This window comes from Brevundimonas sp., from assembly GCF_035627475.1.
In the GTDB taxonomy this organism is placed as follows: Bacteria; Pseudomonadota; Alphaproteobacteria; order Caulobacterales; family Caulobacteraceae; genus Brevundimonas.
Genome location: NZ_DASPLR010000030.1, coordinates 120,942 through 138,697 on the forward strand (window position 1 = coordinate 120,942; position 17,756 = coordinate 138,697).

The 17,756-nt window shown below is 70.0% G+C and carries 17 protein-coding genes; 12 read left to right on the plus strand and 5 right to left on the minus strand.

The genetic code is table 11. The annotated features are described in order from the left end of the window. Nucleotides 1–54: 54 nt before the first annotated feature. Nucleotides 55–546: an NUDIX domain-containing protein gene (locus tag VEA62_RS08430; RefSeq protein WP_324820522.1), complete on the minus strand. Its 492-nt coding sequence runs from the start codon at nt 544–546 to the stop codon at nt 55–57. A 79-nt stretch (nt 547–625) separates the two neighbouring features. Continuing rightward, nucleotides 626–1,270 (minus strand): hypothetical protein, encoded by a 645-nt coding sequence (locus tag VEA62_RS08435; RefSeq protein WP_324820524.1) that lies wholly within the window; start codon nt 1,268–1,270, stop codon nt 626–628. Between the two features lie 71 nt (nt 1,271–1,341). Between VEA62_RS08435 and VEA62_RS08440 the strand changes: the two genes are divergently transcribed. Both VEA62_RS08440 and VEA62_RS08445 read left to right on the plus strand, forming a co-directional pair. Beyond that, nucleotides 1,342–1,806, plus strand: coding sequence for an Hsp20/alpha crystallin family protein (locus VEA62_RS08440; RefSeq protein ID WP_324820526.1), 465 nt, complete (start codon nt 1,342–1,344; stop codon nt 1,804–1,806). 11 nt (nt 1,807–1,817) lie between these two features. After that, nucleotides 1,818–2,258, plus strand: a complete 441-nt coding sequence (locus VEA62_RS08445; protein WP_324820529.1) for a host attachment protein — start codon at nt 1,818–1,820, stop codon at nt 2,256–2,258. Between the two features lie 157 nt (nt 2,259–2,415). Here the strand turns inward: VEA62_RS08445 and VEA62_RS08450 are convergent, their stop codons facing one another. Then, complete coding sequence (locus VEA62_RS08450) at nt 2,416–3,414, minus strand: zinc-dependent alcohol dehydrogenase family protein (protein ID WP_324820531.1); 999 nt, start codon at nt 3,412–3,414, stop codon at nt 2,416–2,418. A gap of 320 nt (nt 3,415–3,734) precedes the next feature. Between VEA62_RS08450 and VEA62_RS08455 the strand changes: the two genes are divergently transcribed. The 3 genes from VEA62_RS08455 to ppsA all read left to right on the plus strand — a co-directional run bounded on the left by VEA62_RS08455 (nt 3,735) and on the right by ppsA (nt 7,798). Next, nucleotides 3,735–4,583 carry a universal stress protein gene (locus tag VEA62_RS08455; RefSeq protein ID WP_324820533.1) on the plus strand — a complete coding sequence of 283 codons (849 nt, stop codon included), beginning with the start codon at nt 3,735–3,737 and terminating at the stop codon, nt 4,581–4,583. A 14-nt stretch (nt 4,584–4,597) separates the two neighbouring features. Then, nucleotides 4,598–5,254, plus strand: a complete 657-nt coding sequence (locus VEA62_RS08460; protein WP_324820535.1) for a phosphoribosyltransferase — start codon at nt 4,598–4,600, stop codon at nt 5,252–5,254. 75 nt (nt 5,255–5,329) lie between these two features. Then, nucleotides 5,330–7,798: a phosphoenolpyruvate synthase gene (gene ppsA / locus VEA62_RS08465; RefSeq protein ID WP_324820537.1), complete on the plus strand. Its 2,469-nt coding sequence runs from the start codon at nt 5,330–5,332 to the stop codon at nt 7,796–7,798. Between the two features lie 19 nt (nt 7,799–7,817). Here ppsA and VEA62_RS08470 read toward each other — a convergent pair whose 3' ends face one another. Further along, the gene (locus VEA62_RS08470; RefSeq protein WP_324820539.1) at nt 7,818–8,021 is read right to left on the minus strand and encodes a DUF2892 domain-containing protein; all 204 of its coding nucleotides are present in this window, start codon (nt 8,019–8,021) and stop codon (nt 7,818–7,820) included. Beyond that, nucleotides 8,018–9,331, minus strand: coding sequence for an NAD(P)/FAD-dependent oxidoreductase (locus VEA62_RS08475; RefSeq protein WP_324820541.1), 1,314 nt, complete (start codon nt 9,329–9,331; stop codon nt 8,018–8,020). Before VEA62_RS08475 ends, VEA62_RS08470 begins: the two co-directional genes overlap by 4 nt. 169 nt (nt 9,332–9,500) lie before the next feature. Here VEA62_RS08475 and VEA62_RS08480 point away from each other — a divergent pair, with 169 nt between their 5' ends. The 7 genes from VEA62_RS08480 to VEA62_RS08510 all read left to right on the plus strand — a co-directional run bounded on the left by VEA62_RS08480 (nt 9,501) and on the right by VEA62_RS08510 (nt 17,755). Continuing rightward, a complete protein-coding gene (locus VEA62_RS08480; RefSeq protein WP_324820543.1) occupies nt 9,501–10,550 on the plus strand; it encodes an efflux RND transporter periplasmic adaptor subunit in 1,050 nt (349 codons plus the stop codon). Continuing rightward, nucleotides 10,547–13,777, plus strand: coding sequence for an efflux RND transporter permease subunit (locus VEA62_RS08485; protein ID WP_324820545.1), 3,231 nt, complete (start codon nt 10,547–10,549; stop codon nt 13,775–13,777). Before VEA62_RS08480 ends, VEA62_RS08485 begins: the two co-directional genes overlap by 4 nt. Continuing rightward, nucleotides 13,774–14,118: a metalloregulator ArsR/SmtB family transcription factor gene (locus tag VEA62_RS08490; protein ID WP_324820547.1), complete on the plus strand. Its 345-nt coding sequence runs from the start codon at nt 13,774–13,776 to the stop codon at nt 14,116–14,118. The genes VEA62_RS08485 and VEA62_RS08490 overlap by 4 nt, the downstream gene beginning before the upstream one ends. Next, nucleotides 14,115–14,498, plus strand: a complete 384-nt coding sequence (locus VEA62_RS08495) for a DUF302 domain-containing protein (RefSeq protein WP_324820549.1) — start codon at nt 14,115–14,117, stop codon at nt 14,496–14,498. The genes VEA62_RS08490 and VEA62_RS08495 overlap by 4 nt, the downstream gene beginning before the upstream one ends. A gap of 75 nt (nt 14,499–14,573) precedes the next feature. After that, the gene (locus VEA62_RS08500; RefSeq protein WP_324820551.1) at nt 14,574–15,374 is read left to right on the plus strand and encodes an ABC transporter ATP-binding protein; all 801 of its coding nucleotides are present in this window, start codon (nt 14,574–14,576) and stop codon (nt 15,372–15,374) included. Between the two features lie 5 nt (nt 15,375–15,379). Then, a complete protein-coding gene (locus VEA62_RS08505) occupies nt 15,380–16,684 on the plus strand; it encodes an ABC transporter permease (RefSeq protein WP_324820596.1) in 1,305 nt (434 codons plus the stop codon). 63 nt (nt 16,685–16,747) lie between these two features. Further along, nucleotides 16,748–17,755: an ABC transporter permease gene (locus tag VEA62_RS08510; protein WP_324820552.1), complete on the plus strand. Its 1,008-nt coding sequence runs from the start codon at nt 16,748–16,750 to the stop codon at nt 17,753–17,755. Nucleotide 17,756: the final 1 nt, after the last annotated feature.

The window sequence follows — 17,756 nt, forward strand, 5'->3', positions numbered from 1 at the left end:
GGGGCGGCGATCGTCTTCAGTCCGCCGATCGCCCGGTCTCCGCCTTGATGCGGGTCAAGGCGACCCGGCGGCCGGCGGGACGGACCGGGAGGACAGTCGATCGAAGGCCTCCCGCAGGACGGGCCTCTGACCGAGGTGAATGCGCGTCAGGGCCTCCGCCTCGCCAAAGTAACCCAGGGCGTCGATTTCCGGCATGAGGATGCGCCGCCCTGAGCGGGGTGGCCACTCCATTTCGAAGGGAGAGCTGCGAAAGCCCCTCAGGTCGAGATCCGCCTCGCCCAGCCAGCAGTGGATGACCTTGCCGGAGCGGGTGCGGACGGGCCGAAGGGCCAGCTGCGGGCGCGGGGGCTCCAGTCCGGTCTCCTCGCGAAACTCTCGAAGCGCCGCAGCCTCGAGCGTTTCCCCGGCGTCGGGCAGACCCTTCGGGATCGACCAGGCCGCCGTGTCCCGGCCGCGCCACCACGGTCCGCCGGGGTGCGCCAGCAGGACCTCGGCGCCTGCCGCCCCATCTCGATAGACGAGAAGACCTGCGCTCGCGATCGGCATCGATGCCCCCTGTGTGAGCCGATAGAGGGCGACGGGATTTGATTCCGGGCAAGCCGGTCCGTGCCGGGTTCCGGGCCCGTCATCGGGAGCGGCCGGCGGCCTGCGACAGATCTTTCCCGCCGAGGAGCGCCAGCGCGAGGCCGCTGCTGATCATGGCGGCCCCCACCAGCGGACCCAGGGCCGCGGCGGACCCGGAGAGCATTCCGCCTGACATGAGCATCGCCGCGATCCCCGAAGCCAGGGCCGGGGCGAACAGCCAGCGCCAGACGCCCGCCGGCCGGAGCTTCAGGGCCAGCGCCAGCTGCAGACCGCCGTCCAGCACCAGCGTCGAAATCAGCAGAATGCCTACCGCCGCCGCTCCGGTCCGGGGATTGTAGAAGAGGAAGGCGCCCGAGGCCGCGGCGACCGATCCGGCCACCAGCAGGCCCTTGAGTGGCTGGCCGCCCAGCAACAGGAGCAGCCAGAAGGCCAGGACGGTCATGCCGGCGAACCACAGGATCCACCCCGACGTTCCACCGAGCACGACCCCGGCCGGATCCGGCGCCGCAAGCACGACCGCGCCTACCAGCACAAAGGCCAGCGCCGCCAGAACGAGGGGCCGGGGCCGGCCGCCAAGCTCCCGCAACATCCCGTCGGACCACCGCGGCAAAGCGTGCGTCGTCATCGTCGCCTCCTGACGCCCGACCATCGTCTCCTTCGGAACGCCCGCCTTGACGTCGATCAAGGCGGGGATCGCGCCGCCCTGCATTTCTGGCCCGGCGCCAATCGGGCGCGCACCATTCGCAGGAGCTTTCCATGAGCGCTCAATCCGCCCCAGCCGCCTCGTCGCCGGCCCGCGGGGTCGCTCCCTTCTTCGCCCCGCTACAGCGCGAGTTCGACCGCGTACTCGCCGACTTCAGCGGCTTCGACCTGTCCGACAGGTTCGGTCTCTCGCCTCGCATGGACATGAGAGAGACAGAGGCAGGCGTCGAATTGACAGTCGAACTGCCCGGCCTGACCGAAAGCGACGTGCACATCGACCTGGAGGACGATGTCCTGACCGTCAGCGGGGAAAAGAAATCTTCCGCCGAGAGCCAGGACAAGGGGTTCCGGATGGTCGAGCGCCGCTATGGGGCCTTCTCGCGGTCGGTGCGCCTCCCGGCAGGCGTGAAGAGCGACGCGATCAAGGCGTCGCTCAAGCAGGGCGTGCTGACCATTACGGCGCCGCTGGACGCCGGCGCCGCAGCCCGCAAGCGGGCCATTCCCGTCAAGAGCGCCTGAAGGAGATCGCCATGGACCTCACGGGATCGAGTCTGGTCGTGGTCGCCGATGGGCGGCGGGCCCGGTTGTTCGAGGAGCGGCGTCGCGGGGGAGCCTTGATCGACATCACGGCCCAGCTAGGCGACCTGTCGCTTCATCGACCGACCGCGTCCGGCTTCAGCGGGCGGGTTCACGACCGCCTCGGTCCCGCCTCCCACACCACCGGCGAGGCGCCGAAGGATCGTCGCGAGGCTGACTTCGTCGATCTCGTGGGCGTCCGCGCGGCCCAGGTGATGCGCCGGGGCGACTATCGGGATCTGGTTCTGATGGCGGCGCCGCGCGCCCTCGGCCAACTGAGGCGGGCAATGGCGCACGCGGGCGTGACGGTGACGCACGCCGAGGCGCATGACCGGGTGTCCCAGGATCCGGAGTCGCTTCGCACAAGCCTGCGCGAACTCCGCCTGCGCGCCTAGGAGTCCGGGCGCCTCTGGTCGTGGTCATGGCCCCAGGGAGCCGGCGGCTCATGCTCCGATGGTCGGCGGAGATAATCTTCGCGTCCGGGAGCGAGCGCCGAGGCAGGGGGCGGTCCCAAGGCATCGGGGCCGCCGTCGCTCTCCATGCGGAGGCCCGTCAGCCGCGGGGCGTGTCGGGCAGCAGCACGGCCGCGCCGGTGAAGCGCCCGGCCCGCAGATCGTCGAGCGCCTCATTGGCGCGGTCCTGCGGATAGAGGGTCACGCGGGGCCGCACCCCGGCCCGTTCGGCGAGCGGAAAATAGTCCAAGGCGTCCTGCCGGGTCAGGTTCGCCACCGACGCCAGGACCCGTTCGCCCCACAGCCATTCGTAGGGCATGGCGGGGATGTCGCTCATGTGGATGCCGCCACAGATCACGGCCCCGCCCTTGCGCACGGCCCGGAGCGCTTCGGGGACGAGTTCGCCCACCGGAGCGAACAGGATGGCGGCGTCGAGGGGGGCCGGCGGAGCCTGACCCGACGGTCCGGCCCAGGCGCAACCCAGCTCCAGGGCGAGCGCCGCGGCGTCGTCGCCCCCTTGCCGCACGAAGGCATAGACCTGCTGACCATGCCACACGGCCAGTTGGGCGAGCAGATGGGCGGCCGCGCCGAAACCGTACAGGCCAAGCGTTTCAACCGTGCGGCCCGCGCAGGCCATCCGCCAGGCTCGAAAGCCTATCAGGCCGGCGCAGAGCAAGGGCGCGCATTCCGCGTCGGGGAGGGTGGCCGGGAGGGAGAAGCAATAGCGATCGTCCGCCACAACCACGTCGGCGTAGCCGCCGTCGCGCGTCCAGCCGTGGAATTCGGCGCGATCGCACAGGTTCTCCCGGCCTTCCCGGCAATAGCGGCACTCGCCGCAGGTCCAGGCCAGCCAGGCGGCGCCGAGACGTTCGCCGATCCGGCGTCCGCTCACGCCGGGGCCGATCGCCTCGACCACGCCCACGATCTCGTGGCCCGGGACGATCGCCGGCCGATGACCGGCGAGGTCGCCGTCCACCACATGCAGATCGGTGCGGCAGACGCCGCAGGCCGAAACTCTCAGACGAACCTGGCCGGGGCCGGGTTCCGGATCCGGACGCGTTTCGGCCACGAGAAGTCCGCGCGAGTCCCGAAGCGCCATGCACCGCATTGTTCGACCTCCTCGACGTTATTCGAACCTGCCGTTCTGCAACGCCCTCGCCTTGATCCGGATCAAGGCGGGCCGCCGCGGCCGGGTTCTTCATGGCCTTGCGAAGGAGGACGCCATGCCGCGCCAGTCTCCAGAGACCACACCTGCCGCCGGCGAGACCGAACGGGCGCTCGATTCAGCACTGGCGGCATCCTTCCCAGCCAGCGACCCCGTCGCCGCCCTTGAGCCCGCGCCCGAAAGGCATCGCGACAGCGAACCGTTGCAGGCGCGCCTCCGATCCCCGGCACGGCCTGGAAGAAGGACGCCCACCCATGACCTATAGCAGCATCATGACCCTGGTTGACGGGAGCCCCGCCGCCATCCAGCGCGCCCGGATCGGGGCGGCGCTGGCGGAGCGGTTCGACGCCTGCCTCACCGGGGTGTTTCCTCGACCGCCGCTCCCCGTCTCGGCCTGGGACGAGCCCGTCTACTGGGGCATGCCTCCGGTCATTCCGCCGGCCATACCGCCAGAAGTAATCGCCGCCCATGAGCGCCGGACGGATGAGCAGGGTGAAGAGGCGCGACTGGCGTTCGAGGCGGCGGCAGCTTTGGCCGGTTGCCGATCGAATTGGCTGGTCCTCCCCTCCGACGACGGAGCGGGAGTCCTGGAACTCGCTCGCCGGTCGGATCTGGCCGTATTGCCGTCCGGCCGCCTGCCGACCGTGGGGCCCACCGGCTCCGCCGCGGCCGACCTCGCGCTGGCGACCGGCGGCCCGGCCCTCATTCTGCCGGAGAGCGCCCGTGACCCGGTCCCCGGACGCCGGATCGTCGTCGCCTGGAATGGAAGCCGGGAGGCGGCGCGCGCCGTGCGGGACGCATGGCCGTTCCTGCAGGGGGCGGAGGCCGTCTTCGTGGTCATCGTCTCGCCTGCCGGAACGGACGGGCCCGAAAGCCAGCTTCAGCGCTACTTCGAGGAGCATGGCTGCACCGCCCAGGTCGTGGTCGTTCGGGAGGCGGATGCGAGCGCCGCGGATGTCCTCCGCACCCAGGTGGAGACCTTGCGGGCGGATCTCGTGGTGATGGGACTGTTCGGCCACTCGCGCCTTCGAGAGACGGTGCTGGGCGGCGTCAGCCGCAGCCTGGTTGGCGATCCGCCCGTCCCGATGCTCGTGTCCCACTGAGCCAGGAGGTGATCATGCTGGCCGTTCTCACAAGATTTTCCGATCGCGCCGAAGCGGGGCGTCGCCTCGGCGAGGCCCTGGCGGAGCGCGTCCACGGCGACCTCGTCGTCTATGCCATCCCCCGGGGCGGGGCGCCCGTCGCCCTCGAGGTGGCGCGCGCCCTGGGCGCCCCGCTGGACCTGGCGCTGGTGCGCAGGATTGGCGCACCCCGAAACCCGGAGGTCGCGCTCGCGGCCGTGATCGACGGGCGTCATCCGCGGACGATCATCAACGAGGACGTCGCGAGGATGACGGGGGCGACGGCGAGCTATCTCGAGGGCGAACGCGTCTCGGCGCTTGCTGAAATCGAGCGGCGCCGGCGCCTGTATTTCAGGGATCACGAGCGCCTCGATCCGGAGGGGCGCGTCGCGGTGCTGGTGGACGACGGTCTGGCTACGGGCGCCACGGCGCGGGCCGCCATCGGGGGACTTCGCGCCCAGGGCGCACGCCGCATCGTGCTGGCGGTCCCTGTGGCGCCCCGGGCGCTCGCGGCGACTCTCCGTCACGAGGTGGACGACATGGTCTGCCTGCTGGAGCCGGAGCCCTTCCGGTCCGTCGGCGACGCCTATGGGGATTTCCATCAGGTGGACGACGCCGAGGTGATCGCCTGCCTCGACGCCTCCCGCGCCTGACCGGAGCCGGGGCGATTCCGGCGAGCCTTGACCGGGGTCAAGGCGGCGCCCTCCGCCCCGAACCATCGTCGATGGATGATCAACGGAGGCGACATGACCCCGCCGGGCCTTCCTGAAAACCCCGCCCGGACGCACGCCGGCGATGACTATGTGCTCGGGCTCGACGCGGTCGGTCTGGGCGACATCGCCGCTGTCGGCGGCAAGACTGCCTCCCTGGGCGAGCTGAGACGCTTGTTGCGGGGCGGGGCTGTAACCACCCCGGACGGCTTCGCGGTGACGGCGGCGGCGTACCGGGACGCCCTGACCTCGGCGGGGGCCTGGAGCAGACTGGCGCGCCTGTTCGCGGATCTCGACATCGACGACGTGAGCCAGGTCGCGGCCAAGGGCGCCGAGGCGCGGGCCATCGTCTATCAGGCGACAGACGATCCCCGGCTGGCGAGCGCGATCGGAAAGGCCTACCGCCGTCTGGGCGCTGGAACGGCCCGTCAGAGGGTCGCCGTGCGCAGCTCCGCCACGGCCGAGGACCTGCCTCAGGCCAGCTTCGCCGGACAGCACGACAGCTTCCTGCATGTCTCCGGAGAGGCCGCGGTGGTGGAGGCGTGCCGGCGGTGCTTCGCTTCGCTGTTCACTGACCGGGCCATCGTCTATCGCGCCCGGAACGGATTCGACCACCTGAAGGTGGCGCTGTCGGTGGCGGTCATGGAGATGGTCGACGCCGACCGGGGCGCCAGCGGGGTCGCCTTCACCATAGACACCGAGACCGCCTTTCCGGACGTGGTGTTCATCACCGGCGCCTACGGGCTGGGCGAAGGCATCGTCCAGGGACGCGTCGGGCCGGACGAATTCTATGTCCACAAGCCGACCTGGCGCGCCGGTTACAGGGCGGTGCTGAAAAGATCGCTCGGCAGCAAGGAAACACGCCTGATCCGGCCCGCGACCGCATCCGGCCCGGGCGATCTTCAGGAACGCTCTGTCCCGAGGCGGGACCGGGAGCGGTTCTGTATCAGCGACGCGGAGGTGCTGGAGCTGGCCGGGGCCGCCATCGCCATCGAGGATCACTATTCGACCCGGGCGGGCCAATGGACGCCGATGGACATCGAATGGGCGCGGGACGGCGCCGACGGCCGCCTGTATGTCCTGCAGGCGCGGCCCGAGACGGTTGCCTCGCGCCGCGAAGCGGGGGTCTACGAGGTCAGGACGCTCGATCCGGGCGACGCGCAGATCCTCGCCTCCGGCAAGGCCGTCGGCCAGGGTGTGGCGTCCGGAGCCGTGAGAACCGTCGCCACGGCGGCCGATCTGGCCGCCTTTCGACCGGGCGAGGTGCTCGTCGCCGCAACCACCAGTCCGGATTGGCTGCCCGCGATGAGAACGGCCGCCGCCATCGTCACGGACCAGGGGGGACGGACCTGTCATGCCGCCATCGTCGCCCGGGAGCTGGGCATTCCCGCCGTGGTCGGCGCCGGCGATGCGACCACCCGTCTGCCGGCCGGGCAGGCGGTCACCGTGAGTTGCGCCAAGGGAGAGGAGGGCGCGGTCTACGCCGGTCGGCTGCCCTACGCCGTGCAGCGGTTGCGGCTTGCCGATCTGCCGGCCACCCGGACGGCGATCATGCTCAATCTGGCGCAGCCGGATATGGCCTTCCAGGCCGCGGCCTTGCCGGCGGCGGGCGTCGGTCTCGCGCGCATGGAGTTCATCATCGGCGAGCTGATCGGGATCCATCCCATGGCCGCGGCCCATCCGGATCGGGTCGGATCCGCGCGGGCACGCCGCGCCATCGCCCGATGGGCCCAGGGCGAGGAGCCAAGGGGCCGCTTCGTCCGTCAACTGGCGGAAGGCGTCGGCTCCATCGCCGCCGCCTTCTATCCGCGACCGGTCATCGTGCGACTCTCCGATTTCAAGACCAATGAGTACGCCTCGCTCATCGGCGGTTCGGATTTCGAACCGGTCGAGGAGAATCCCATGCTGGGGTTCAGGGGCGCCGCCCGCTACGCCCATCCGCTCTACGCAGACGGCTTCGCGCTGGAGTGCGAGGCGTTGGCCCGGGTGCGCGACGTCATGGGTCTGACGAATGTCCGGCTGATGGCGCCGTTCTGCCGACGGGTGGAGGAGGGGCGTCGGGTCCTGGAGGCGCTGGCGGCGCACGGCCTGCGTCAGGGCCCGGTCGGCGTCGAGGTCTATATGATGTGTGAGATCCCCAACAATGTGATCCAGATCGACGCCTTCGCGCGGCTGTTCGATGGTTTCTCCATCGGCTCCAACGACCTCACCCAGCTCATCCTGGGCGTCGACCGGGATTCGGCGGAGGTGGCCTTCGACTTCGACGAACGCGATCCGGGGGTTCTCGAGATGCTTCGGCAGGCGGTGACGGGGGCCAGACGCAATGGCCGACCCGTCGGCATCTGCGGAGAGGCGCCGGCCACCTATCCGGAGGTCGCGGCCGCCCTCGTGCACGCGGGAATAGACTCGATCAGCGTCAATGCCGGGAGCTATCCCCGGACAGTCGAGGCGGTGGCCCGGGCGGAGGGTGCGGCAACACCCTCCTGATGAACGTGGGGCGGCTCACCTACCGGAAGGCGGTCCCGGGACGCACGCCCAGCCGGCGGAACAGCATGGCGGCGGGGCAGAAGCCGGTGATCGACGCCTGCAGCAGATTCAGGCCGACGAACACCGTCAGCCAGACCCAGGCCGGATGAACCCAATGGGTCAGCGCAAGGCTGACCAGGACCATGAATCCGGCGAACATCATGACGGCGCGGTCGAGGCTCACGGCGTGGTCTCCTGGACAGGGGCGGACTGGGCGGTGCGGCGCAGCTTGTGGGCGCCGATCAGATCGAGGGCCAGCTTTTCGTAGAGGGGCTCGGCCTGACCCTTGCGGACCTTGTGCAGGAAATAGCCCTCGAAGGCGACCTTGGCCGTGTGGACCCAGCGGCCGCTGGCCGACCAGTTGATGTTGCGCGGCGGGATCTGCGGCTGGGCCATGAAGGCCACGCCGCCGTCGCCGAAATCGGCCAGGCAGATGGCGTTCCAGCTGGCCTCGAAAGTCGGCTCCTTGCCGTCGAGGATCTGCTTCAGATTGGCCGCGATGGCCGAGACCATGCTCTCGATCATGAAGCCGGTCTTGGGCACGCCCACGGGCACGGGCGTGGGACCGGTCGGCGGGATGGCGATGCAGACGCCGAGCGCGAAGATGTCGGGCCAGGTCGGGTTGCGCTGGTGCTTGTCGACCAGGATAAAGCCGCGCGGATTGGTCAGTCCCTCGATCCCGCGCACGGCCTCGACCCCGCGGAAGGCCGGCAGCATCATGGAGTAGGCGAAGGGCAGGTCGTGGTTCGCCTTGACCGCGCCGTCCTCGCCGACCTCCTCGATGTGCATCATCCCGGCGTCGACGCTCTTCACCTTCGCATTGGTGATCCATTTGATGTGGCGCTGGCGCATCTCGCTCTCCAGCAGTCCCTTGGTGTCGCCGACGCCGTCGAGGCCGAGGTGGCCGATGTAGGGCTCGGAGGTGACGAAGGTCATCGGCACCTTGTCACGCAGCCTGCGGCGGCGGAGCTCGGTGTCGAGGATCATGGCGAATTCGTAGGCGGGACCGAAGCAGGACGCGCCCTGCACCGCGCCGACCACGATCGGACCCGGGTTCTTCACGAAGGCGTCGAAGGCGTCGGCCGCATGCACGGCGTGATCCACGTGGCAGACCGAGACCGTGTGGCCGTCCGGACCGAGGCCGGGAATCTCGTCGAAGGCCAGTTCCGGGCCGGTGGCGATGACCAGATAGTCGTAGTGCAGGGCCCGACCATCGGCGAGGTCGATCCCCTTTTCGGCGGGCCGGATGCGGCTGGCCCCGACATTGATGAACTCGACGCCCTTGCGCTTCATGACCTCGGGCAGGCTGACCTCGATGGCCTCGCGCTTGCGCCAGTGAACCGCCACCCAGGGGTTGGAGGGGGTGAAGTGGAAGGTGTCGCCCTTCGACACCACGACGATCCGGGCACGGTCGCCTACGGTATCGCGAATTTCGTAGGCGGCGATGGCGCCGCCGAGGCCTGCGCCGAGTATGACGATGGTGGGCCGGTCCATGCGCGCTCTCCTTCTCGAGCCGGTCTTTGACGCCTGATCGTGCACCGTCCGACTGGCCGCGCCTTGATCCGCGTCAAGGTTTGCGATCGCCGTCCGGCGGACAGTTCCAAGGCTTGCAAACATATTAGCATCGCCTAATATTAGCGCAAGCTCATATAAGGACTGTCCGATGACGAAATCCACGGCCCTGTTCGCCGTCTTCGCCGCCGCACTGCTGGCCGGCGGCCTGTCGGCCTGCGGCGGCGAGCCCGAGGTCGTCGCGACAGCGCCCGCGACGGGCGAGCGTATGGTCGTGACCGAGGTCGTCATCGACGCCGTCAAGCCGGCGTCGGCCGTCGTCGCCTCCCGCGACGTCGGCGAGGCGCGGGCCCGCATTCCGGGCACCCTGACGCAGTTGAACGTGCGCGAGGGGGACATGGTCCGGCAGGGTCAGGTCATCGGCGTCGTCACTGACAACCGGGTGGGTCTCGAGACCGCAGCCTACGGCGCCCAGGTCGCGGCCGCAGAAGCCGAGGCCGCGCGCGCCCGGGCCGACCTCTCACGAATCCGGACCCTGTTCGACAAGGGCATCTACGCCCAGGCCCGGCTCGACCAGGCCCTCGCCGCGTCCCGGGCCGCCGACGCCCAGGTCCGGGCCGCCCGCGCCCAGCGCTCGGCCAGCGCCGAGACGGGGGCCCAGGGCCGGATACTCGCCCCGACCTCCGGCCGGGTGCTCACCGCGGACGTGCCGGCGGGCTCGGTGGTCAGCGCCGGACAATCCGTCGCCACCATCACCGCCGGACCGCTGGTCCTGCGGCTCGAACTGCCCGAGGCCCAGGGTCGGAACCTGAGGGTCGGCCAGACCGTCGTCCTGTCCGGCGAGGACCTGCCCGGCGTGACCGGGGGTGCGATCGCCCAGGTCTATCCGGCCTCCACCGCCGGGCGGACCACCGCCGACGTCGCCGTCGACGGTCTGGCCAGCGACCGTGTCGGGCAGCGCGTGGTCGTTCAGGTTCCCGTCGGCCAACGTCGCGCCCTGGTCTTGCCGCGCCGCTTCGTCGTCACCCGGTTCGGCATAGACTTCGTGCGCACCGTCGACCGCGCCGGCAGGGTCAGCGAGGCGCCGGTCCAGCTGGGCGGGCCCGTGGCGGGCGACCGGGTGGAGGTGCTGTCGGGCCTGAAGGCGGGTGACGTCGTCCTCGCCCCTGCCAGCGCCCGCGCGCCGGAGGGCGCCCGATGAACCTTGGCCTTTCCGGGCGGCTGACCCGCGCCACCCTCAACTCGCCCCTGACCCCCCTGATGCTGCTGGCGGCGATCGCCGTCGGCCTGATGGCCGTGCTGTCGATCCCCCGTGAGGAGGAGCCGCAGATCAGCGTGCCCATGGTCGACATCATGGTCGCCGCGCCCGGCCTGAGCGCCGCCGACGCCACCGAACTCGCGGCCAAGCCGCTGGAGGCCATCGTGCGCAGCATCGACGGCGTCGAGCACGTCTACACCCAGGTGCAGGACGACCAGGTGATGGTCACCGCCCGGTTTGAAGTCGGCTCCGACCCTGACGACGCCGCCGTGCGGGTCCACGAGAAGGTCCGCGCCAACTACGCCTCCATTCCCACCGGGGTGTCAGAGCCGCAGATCGTCACCCGGGGCATCAATGACGTGCCCGCCGTGGTCCTGACCCTGACGCCTCGCGCCGGCGCGGCCGCGCGCTGGAACGACCAGGCCCTCTACGACGTCGCCGCCCGCCTCAGAACCGAGATCGGCAAGGTCGAGGATGTCGGCCTGACCTTCATCGTCGGCGGCCGCCCCTCCGAGATCCGGGTCGAACCCGATCCGGCCCGCATGGCCGGGCGGGGCGTGGCCCTGTCGTCCATCCTCGAGACCGTCGCGCAGGCCAACCGCAGCTTTCCGGCAGGGTCCGTTCGCGAGCAGGGCGGGGCCCTGACCCTGCGCTCCGGCGAACGGCTGGCGACGCCGGACGACGCCTCCCTGCTGACGGTCCGTTCGATCGCCGGCGAGCCGGTCTACCTTCGCGACGTGGCCAACGTCGTCCAGGGACCGCGCGAGGACCAGGCCCGGGTCGCCCACTACGCCCGCGCCGAGGACGGCTGGAGCCGCACGCCGGCCGTCAGCCTGGCCGTGGCCAAGCGCCAGGGCGCGAACGCCGTGGTCGTCTCTCATGCCGTGATGCAGCGGGTGGAGGCGCTGAAAGGCACGCTGATCCCTGAAGGGCTCGAGGTCGTGGTCACCCGTGACTATGGCGAGACGGCCAACGAAAAGGCCAACGAACTGCTCATGCACCTCGGCCTGGCCACCCTCTCCATCGTCATCCTGATCGGCTTCGCCATCGGCTGGCGCGAGGCGGGCGTGACGGCCGTGGTCATTCCGACGACGATCCTGCTGACCCTCTTCGCCTCCAACCTCATGGGCTACACGATCAACCGGGTGAGCCTTTTCGCCTTGATCTTCTCGATCGGCATCCTCGTCGACGACGCCATCGTGATGATCGAGAACATCGCGCGGCACTGGGCCATGGACGACGGCCGCAGCAGAGCCCAGGCCACCGTCGAGGCGGTGGCCGAGGTCGGCAATCCGACCGTTGTCGCCACCCTGACCGTGGTCGCCGCCCTGCTGCCCATGTTGTTCGTCTCGGGTCTGATGGGCCCCTATATGGCGCCGATCCCGGTCAACGCTTCGGCGGCCATGGTGTTCTCCTTCTTCGTCGCCGTGGTCATCGCGCCGTGGTTGATGATCCGCTTCGCCCGGAGAACGCTGGCCGCCGGACACGGTCACGAGCACGGCGAGGTCTGGCTGGGCCGCCTCTACCGCAGGTTCGCGACGCCGGTGATCCGCTCGCGGCGCAGCGCCTGGACCTTCCTGATCGCGGTCGGCCTCGCCACCCTGCTGGCCATGTCGATGTTCGGCTTCAGGGCCGTGCCGGTGAAGCTGCTGCCCTTCGACAACAAGTCCGAGCTGCAGGTGGTGCTGGACATGCCCGAGGGAACCAGCCTCGAAACCACCGAACGCACCCTGGCCGGCGCGGCCGCGGTGGCCGGATCCCTGGCCGAGGTGGAGTCGCTGGAGAGCTACGCCGGGACCGCGACCCCGTTCAACTTCAACGGCCTGGTGCGCCACTACTTCCTCCGTGCGGGCGCCGAGCAGGGCGACCTGGCGGTCAGACTGGCGCACAAGGCGCATCGGGACCGCAGCAGCCACGACATCGCGCTCGATCTGCGCCGCCGACTCGGCGACCTGCCGCTGCCGGCGGGCGCCTCGCTCAAGGTGGTCGAGGCGCCGCCCGGGCCGCCGGTGCTGGCCACCCTGCTGGCCGAGGTCTACGGCCCCGACGCCACCACCCGCCGCGCCGTCGCCGCGGAGCTGGAGACCCTGTTCCGGGCCGAGCCCTCGGTGGTGGACGTGGACAACAGCTATGGCGTCCGCCGCCCGGTGCTGCGGCTGATCCCCGATCGCGAGAAGATCGAGCGGTTCGGCCTGTCCGAGCGCGAGGTGCAGGACTCCATCGCCGCCGTCATGGGCGGGCAGGTCCTCGGCTACGCCGCCCGGGACGACGAGAGAACCCCGATAGAGATCGCCGTGCGCCTGCCTCAATCGGCCCGCACCTGGACCGAACAGATGGCGGTCATGCCGGTGGCGGTGACGACCATCGATGGCGGTCGCCGGCTGGTCGAGCTGGGCGAGGTCGTCGAGCCCCGCCGCGAGTTGGCGGGCTGGCCCGTCTATCGCCGCGACGGCCGCGCCGCCGAGATGGTCACCGCCGAACTGGCCGGCCAGTTCGAGGCGCCGATCTATGGCATCCTCGCGATCGACGCGGCTACCAAGGAACACGACTGGAAACGCCTGCCGCGCCCCGAGATTCGCCTCAACGGCCAACCGACGGACGAGACCGTTCCCACGGTGCTGTGGGACGGCGAGTGGGAGATCACCTGGGTGACGTTCCGCGACATGGGCGCCGCCTTCGGCGTGGCCTTGCTCGGCATCTATGTGCTGGTCGTCGCCCAGTTCAGGGACTTCCGCATCCCGCTGGTGATCCTGACGCCCATCCCCCTGACCCTGATCGGCATCGTCATCGGCCACATGCTGTTCCGCGCCCCGTTCACCGCCACCTCGATGATCGGCTTCATCGCCCTGGCGGGGATCATCGTCCGGAATTCGATCCTGCTGGTCGACTTCATCCGACATGCGCGAACCCCGGGACGGCCCCTGCGGGAGGTTCTGCTGGAGGCTGGCGCGATCCGCTTCAAGCCGATCCTGCTGACGGCGCTGGCGGCCATGATCGGGGCGGCGGTGATCCTGTTCGACCCGATCTTCCAGGGCCTGGCGATCTCGCTGCTGTTCGGGCTGATCTCCTCGACAATTCTGACGGTGCTGGTGATCCCGGCTATCTATATCGCGTTGAAGGACGACGGCCGTCCCCTGGCCGCGGCCGGGCCCGTGCAAGAGACGCCATGACCGAAGCCCTCCCCAGGCCGAACGCCGCCGCCCTGGCCGAACTCGAGGCCAGCGCCGCGCCCGCCGCCCGGCTGATGCAGCTGTTCGCCAACGAGCAACGGCTGATGCTGATGTGCCGGCTCAGCGAAGGCGACTGCGCGGTGGGGGAACTCGCCGGCTATGTCGGCCTGTCGCAATCGGCCTGCTCCCAGCATCTGGCGCGCCTGCGCGACGCCGGGGTCATCGCACCGCGCCGCGAGGCCCAGACCATCTATTACGGCATCGCCGATCCGGCCGCCGCCCGGGTCATCGCCCTGCTCTGCGACATCTACTGCGGCAAGCCCAGGGAGCCGAACCCATGACCTATTTCCACGCCCGCACCGTCCAGGGCGACTTCGAAGCCGTCGTCGACCGCACCCGCGCCGCCTTGCAGAAGCACGGCTTTGGCGTTCTCACCGAGATCGACGTCAAGGCCACGCTGAAGGCCAAGATCGATGTCGACTTCCGTCCTTACCGGATCCTTGGAGCCTGCAATCCGGTCATGGCTCACCAAGCCCTGCAGATGGAGCCGCACGTCGGCGTCATGCTGCCCTGCAATGTCGTGGTCCAGCAGACGGAGGACGGCGTTGAGGTCTTCGCGATAGACCCGGCCGCCTCGATGTCGGCCATCGACAATCCGGAATTGCTGCGCCACGCCCACGCTGTAGGCGAGCATCTGCGGGGGGCTGTCGACGAGGTCTGAGACCAGCGGCGTCTCATCCTTGATCCAGATCACGGGGCGGCGCTCCGTGATCTGCCACCGTGTGATCTGGCCCAGATGGATCACCGCCGACCCATGCCCTTGCGGGACGAAAAACGCCAAAGTCGCGCGGCGGGCCTGACGACCGCTGCAGGGCGCCCGTCGGCCGCGCCGACCAGCTTGTGCTTTCGCGCCCGGGCCGTGACCAAGGCCTACGGGTCCGGTCCTGCGGCTGTGCAGGCTCTGCGCGGCGTGGACCTCGACCTGCCCGAGGGCGAGATGGTGGTCGTGCTGGGCGCCTCCGGCAGCGGAAAGTCGACGTTTCTCAACATCCTTGGCGGGCTGGATACGCCGACAAGCGGCGAGGTCCTGTTCCGGGGAGAGGACATCAGCCGGGCGGATCAGAGGCAGTTGACCGAATACCGCCGCCGCCACGTCGGCTTCGTCTTCCAGTTCTACAATCTGATGCCCAGCCTGACCGCGCGCGAGAACGTGGCGCTCGTCACGGAGATCGCACAGGCGCCGCTCAGTCCGGAAGAGGCGCTCGCCATGGTTGGCCTGGAGAACCGCATGGATCACTTTCCGGCCCAGCTGTCCGGCGGCGAGCAGCAGCGGGTGGCGATCGCGCGGGCCGTGGCCAAGCAACCCTCGGTCCTGCTCTGCGACGAGCCGACCGGCGCCCTGGATTCAGCCACCGGAGTGCGCGTGCTCGAGGCGCTGAAGACCGTCAACGACACACTGGGCGCCACCACCTTGTTGATCACCCATAACGCGGCCATCGCCGCCATCGCCGACCGCGTCGTGCTGTTCGCCGACCGTCGGGTGCGCGAAGTGCGCGAGAACGTGGACAGGCGGCAACCTCGGGAAATCTCCTGGTGAGCCGGATGCCTTCCTGGATGGGCGCGCTGGACCGCAAGCTCGTGCGGGATCTCTGGCGCATGAAGGCCCAGGCCCTCGCCATCGCCTTCGTCGTCGCGGGGGGCGTCGCGGTTCACCTCCTTGCTGCAGGGATGCTGAGTTCGCTGCAGGAAACCCGCCGCGCCTATTACGAGCGCTACCTGTTCGCGGACCTCTGGGCGCCCACGGTGCGTGCGCCCTCCCGCCTCGTCGACGACATCCGGGCGATCGATGGAGTCCAGGCCGCGGCGACGCGCATCCGGGTTCCGGTGCTGTTCGCCATGGAGGGGATGAGCGCGCCCGCCACCGGCGAGATACTGTCGTTGCCGGACGTGGGAGAGCCCGCGGTCAACCGGCTCCACCTCGTCCGGGGCCGTCTGCCCGCTCCGGGACGGCGGGACGAGGCGGTGGTGCTGCAGGCCTTCGCCGACGCCCACAGGCTCCAGATCGGCGATTCGATCCCGGCCACCCTCCGCGGCGGGCGTCGCCGACTGGAGCTCGTCGGCGTCGCCCTGTCGCCGGAGCATGTCTACGCCATCGGTCCAGGGCAGTTTGTTCCGGACGACCGGCTGTTCGGCGTTCTCTGGATGCGGCGCAGCGCCCTGGCCCAGGCAGTCAACCAGGAAGACGCCTTCAACGAGGCCGTGGTGCGCCTCTCGCGCGACGCCTCGGAGCCGGCCGTGATCGCGGCGCTTGATCGCCTTCTGGAACCCTACGGGGCGCCGGGCGCCTACGGCCGCGCGGACCAGATTTCGGACGCCTTCGTGTCCAGCGAGATCGACCAGCTGGCGACCATGGGACGGGTGTTGCCGCCGGTCTTCCTGCTGGTGGCGGCCTTCCTGGTCAATGTCGTGGTTTCAAGGCTGATCGCCGTCCAGCGCGCCAGCATAGGGCTGTTGAAGGCCTTCGGCTACCGCGACCGCGACGTCATCGGACACTACCTCAAGCTCGTGGCGGCCATCGCGGCGACGGGCGTGCTGATCGGAGGAGCGGCCGGAGTCTGGCTCGGCCAGGCGATGGCCCAGCTCTACATGGAATACTATCGCTTCCCCTTCCTGCTGTTCCAGGCCAATCCATCCGACTACGCCATCGTCGTCGGGGCCGCGATGACGACCGTGATGGGCGGAGCCGCCCTGGCCGTGCGGCGGGCCGCCGTCCTGAGTCCGGCGGAGGCGATGACCCCTGCGCCCCCGCCCGACTATTCTCGCGCCGCGGGCGCGTGGATCACGCGGCTCAGGTTTGTCGACCAGCAGTCCCGCATGATCCTGCGCCAGATCATCCGCTGGCCCTGACGGGCGGGCCTGACGGTGGCCGGAATTGCGGCCTCAGGGGCCCTCCTGATCGGAACCCTTTCGATGATGGACGGGATCGAGGTGATGATTGACTCCAGCTTCAACGTGTCGAATCCGCACGATGTGTCGGTGAGCCTGGTCGAAGCCCGTCCGCGGGCTGCGCTGTTCAGCCTCGCCCGCGCGGACGGAGTGTTGGCGGCCGAGCCTTTCCGCGTCGTCCCGGTCCGGCTGCGCCACGGACCGCGCGAGGAGCGGGCGGTGATCACCGGGGCCCCGCTGGACGGAACCCTCTCGAGGATGGTCGACACGAACAACCGGCCGGTCTTCCCGCATCCGGGCGGCCTGGTCCTGTCCAGCGATCTGGCCGCCAAGCTCGGGGTCGAGGCCGGGGACACCGTGGAGGCCCTGGTTACGGAAGGGCGCCGTCCCACGCTGGCGCTGCCGGTTTCGGCCGTGGCCCCCAGCCACGTCGGGTCGGGCGCGCGGATGCGGATCGAGGATCTGAACCGGGCGTTGGGCGAGGGGGGGCAGGTGTCCGGCGCCTGGATGACAGTCGACTCCGACCGCACCGAAGGCCTCTATGCGCGTCTCAAGGAGACGCCGTCGGTCGCCGGAGTCGGCCTGCAGGCCGAGGCGGTCAAACGTCTGGCCGCCATGCTCGACGAAAACCTGGGCCGGTCGATCCTCACCTTCTTCCTCTTCGCCGGCCTGATCGCCTCCGGCGTCGTCTACAATACGGTGCGCATTTCGTTCGCCGAGCGGCAGCGCGAATTGGCATCGCTGCGGGTGCTCGGCTTTTCGCGCGCCGAGGTGTCGTACATCCTGCTCGGCGAAGTGGCCGTGCTGACCCTCCTCGCGCTCCCGCTGGGCGCGGCGGCCGGCGCCGGTCTCGCCTGGTATCTCGCGCGCGCCGTGAGTTCGGACCTGTTCCGGCTGCCCTTCGCCGTTTCGCCCTCGACCTTCGGCACGGCCGGCGCGCTGGTGCTCGCCATCACGGTGGCGGCCAGCCTGCTCGTTCGTGCGCAGATCGACCGGCTTGACCTGGCCGAAGCCTTGAAGACCGGTGAGTAGC

Excerpts from the sequence above, each read along its gene's own strand:
- VEA62_RS08430 (WP_324820522.1), bottom strand. The coding sequence starts at position 546 with ATGCCGATCGCGAGCGCAGGTCTTCTCGTCTATCGAGATGGGGCGGCA.
- VEA62_RS08440 (WP_324820526.1), top strand. The coding sequence starts at position 1,342 with ATGAGCGCTCAATCCGCCCCAGCCGCCTCGTCGCCGGCCCGCGGGGTC.
- VEA62_RS08445 (WP_324820529.1), top strand. The coding sequence starts at position 1,818 with ATGGACCTCACGGGATCGAGTCTGGTCGTGGTCGCCGATGGGCGGCGG.
- VEA62_RS08450 (WP_324820531.1), bottom strand. The coding sequence starts at position 3,414 with ATGGCGCTTCGGGACTCGCGCGGACTTCTCGTGGCCGAAACGCGTCCG.
- VEA62_RS08455 (WP_324820533.1), top strand. The coding sequence starts at position 3,735 with ATGACCTATAGCAGCATCATGACCCTGGTTGACGGGAGCCCCGCCGCC.
- VEA62_RS08460 (WP_324820535.1), top strand. The coding sequence starts at position 4,598 with ATGCTGGCCGTTCTCACAAGATTTTCCGATCGCGCCGAAGCGGGGCGT.
- ppsA (WP_324820537.1), top strand. The coding sequence starts at position 5,330 with ATGATCAACGGAGGCGACATGACCCCGCCGGGCCTTCCTGAAAACCCC.
- VEA62_RS08475 (WP_324820541.1), bottom strand. The coding sequence starts at position 9,331 with ATGGACCGGCCCACCATCGTCATACTCGGCGCAGGCCTCGGCGGCGCC.
- VEA62_RS08480 (WP_324820543.1), top strand. The coding sequence starts at position 9,501 with ATGACGAAATCCACGGCCCTGTTCGCCGTCTTCGCCGCCGCACTGCTG.
- VEA62_RS08485 (WP_324820545.1), top strand. The coding sequence starts at position 10,547 with ATGAACCTTGGCCTTTCCGGGCGGCTGACCCGCGCCACCCTCAACTCG.
- VEA62_RS08490 (WP_324820547.1), top strand. The coding sequence starts at position 13,774 with ATGACCGAAGCCCTCCCCAGGCCGAACGCCGCCGCCCTGGCCGAACTC.
- VEA62_RS08495 (WP_324820549.1), top strand. The coding sequence starts at position 14,115 with ATGACCTATTTCCACGCCCGCACCGTCCAGGGCGACTTCGAAGCCGTC.
- VEA62_RS08500 (WP_324820551.1), top strand. The coding sequence starts at position 14,574 with ATGGATCACCGCCGACCCATGCCCTTGCGGGACGAAAAACGCCAAAGT.
- VEA62_RS08505 (WP_324820596.1), top strand. The coding sequence starts at position 15,380 with ATGCCTTCCTGGATGGGCGCGCTGGACCGCAAGCTCGTGCGGGATCTC.
- VEA62_RS08510 (WP_324820552.1), top strand. The coding sequence starts at position 16,748 with ATGATGGACGGGATCGAGGTGATGATTGACTCCAGCTTCAACGTGTCG.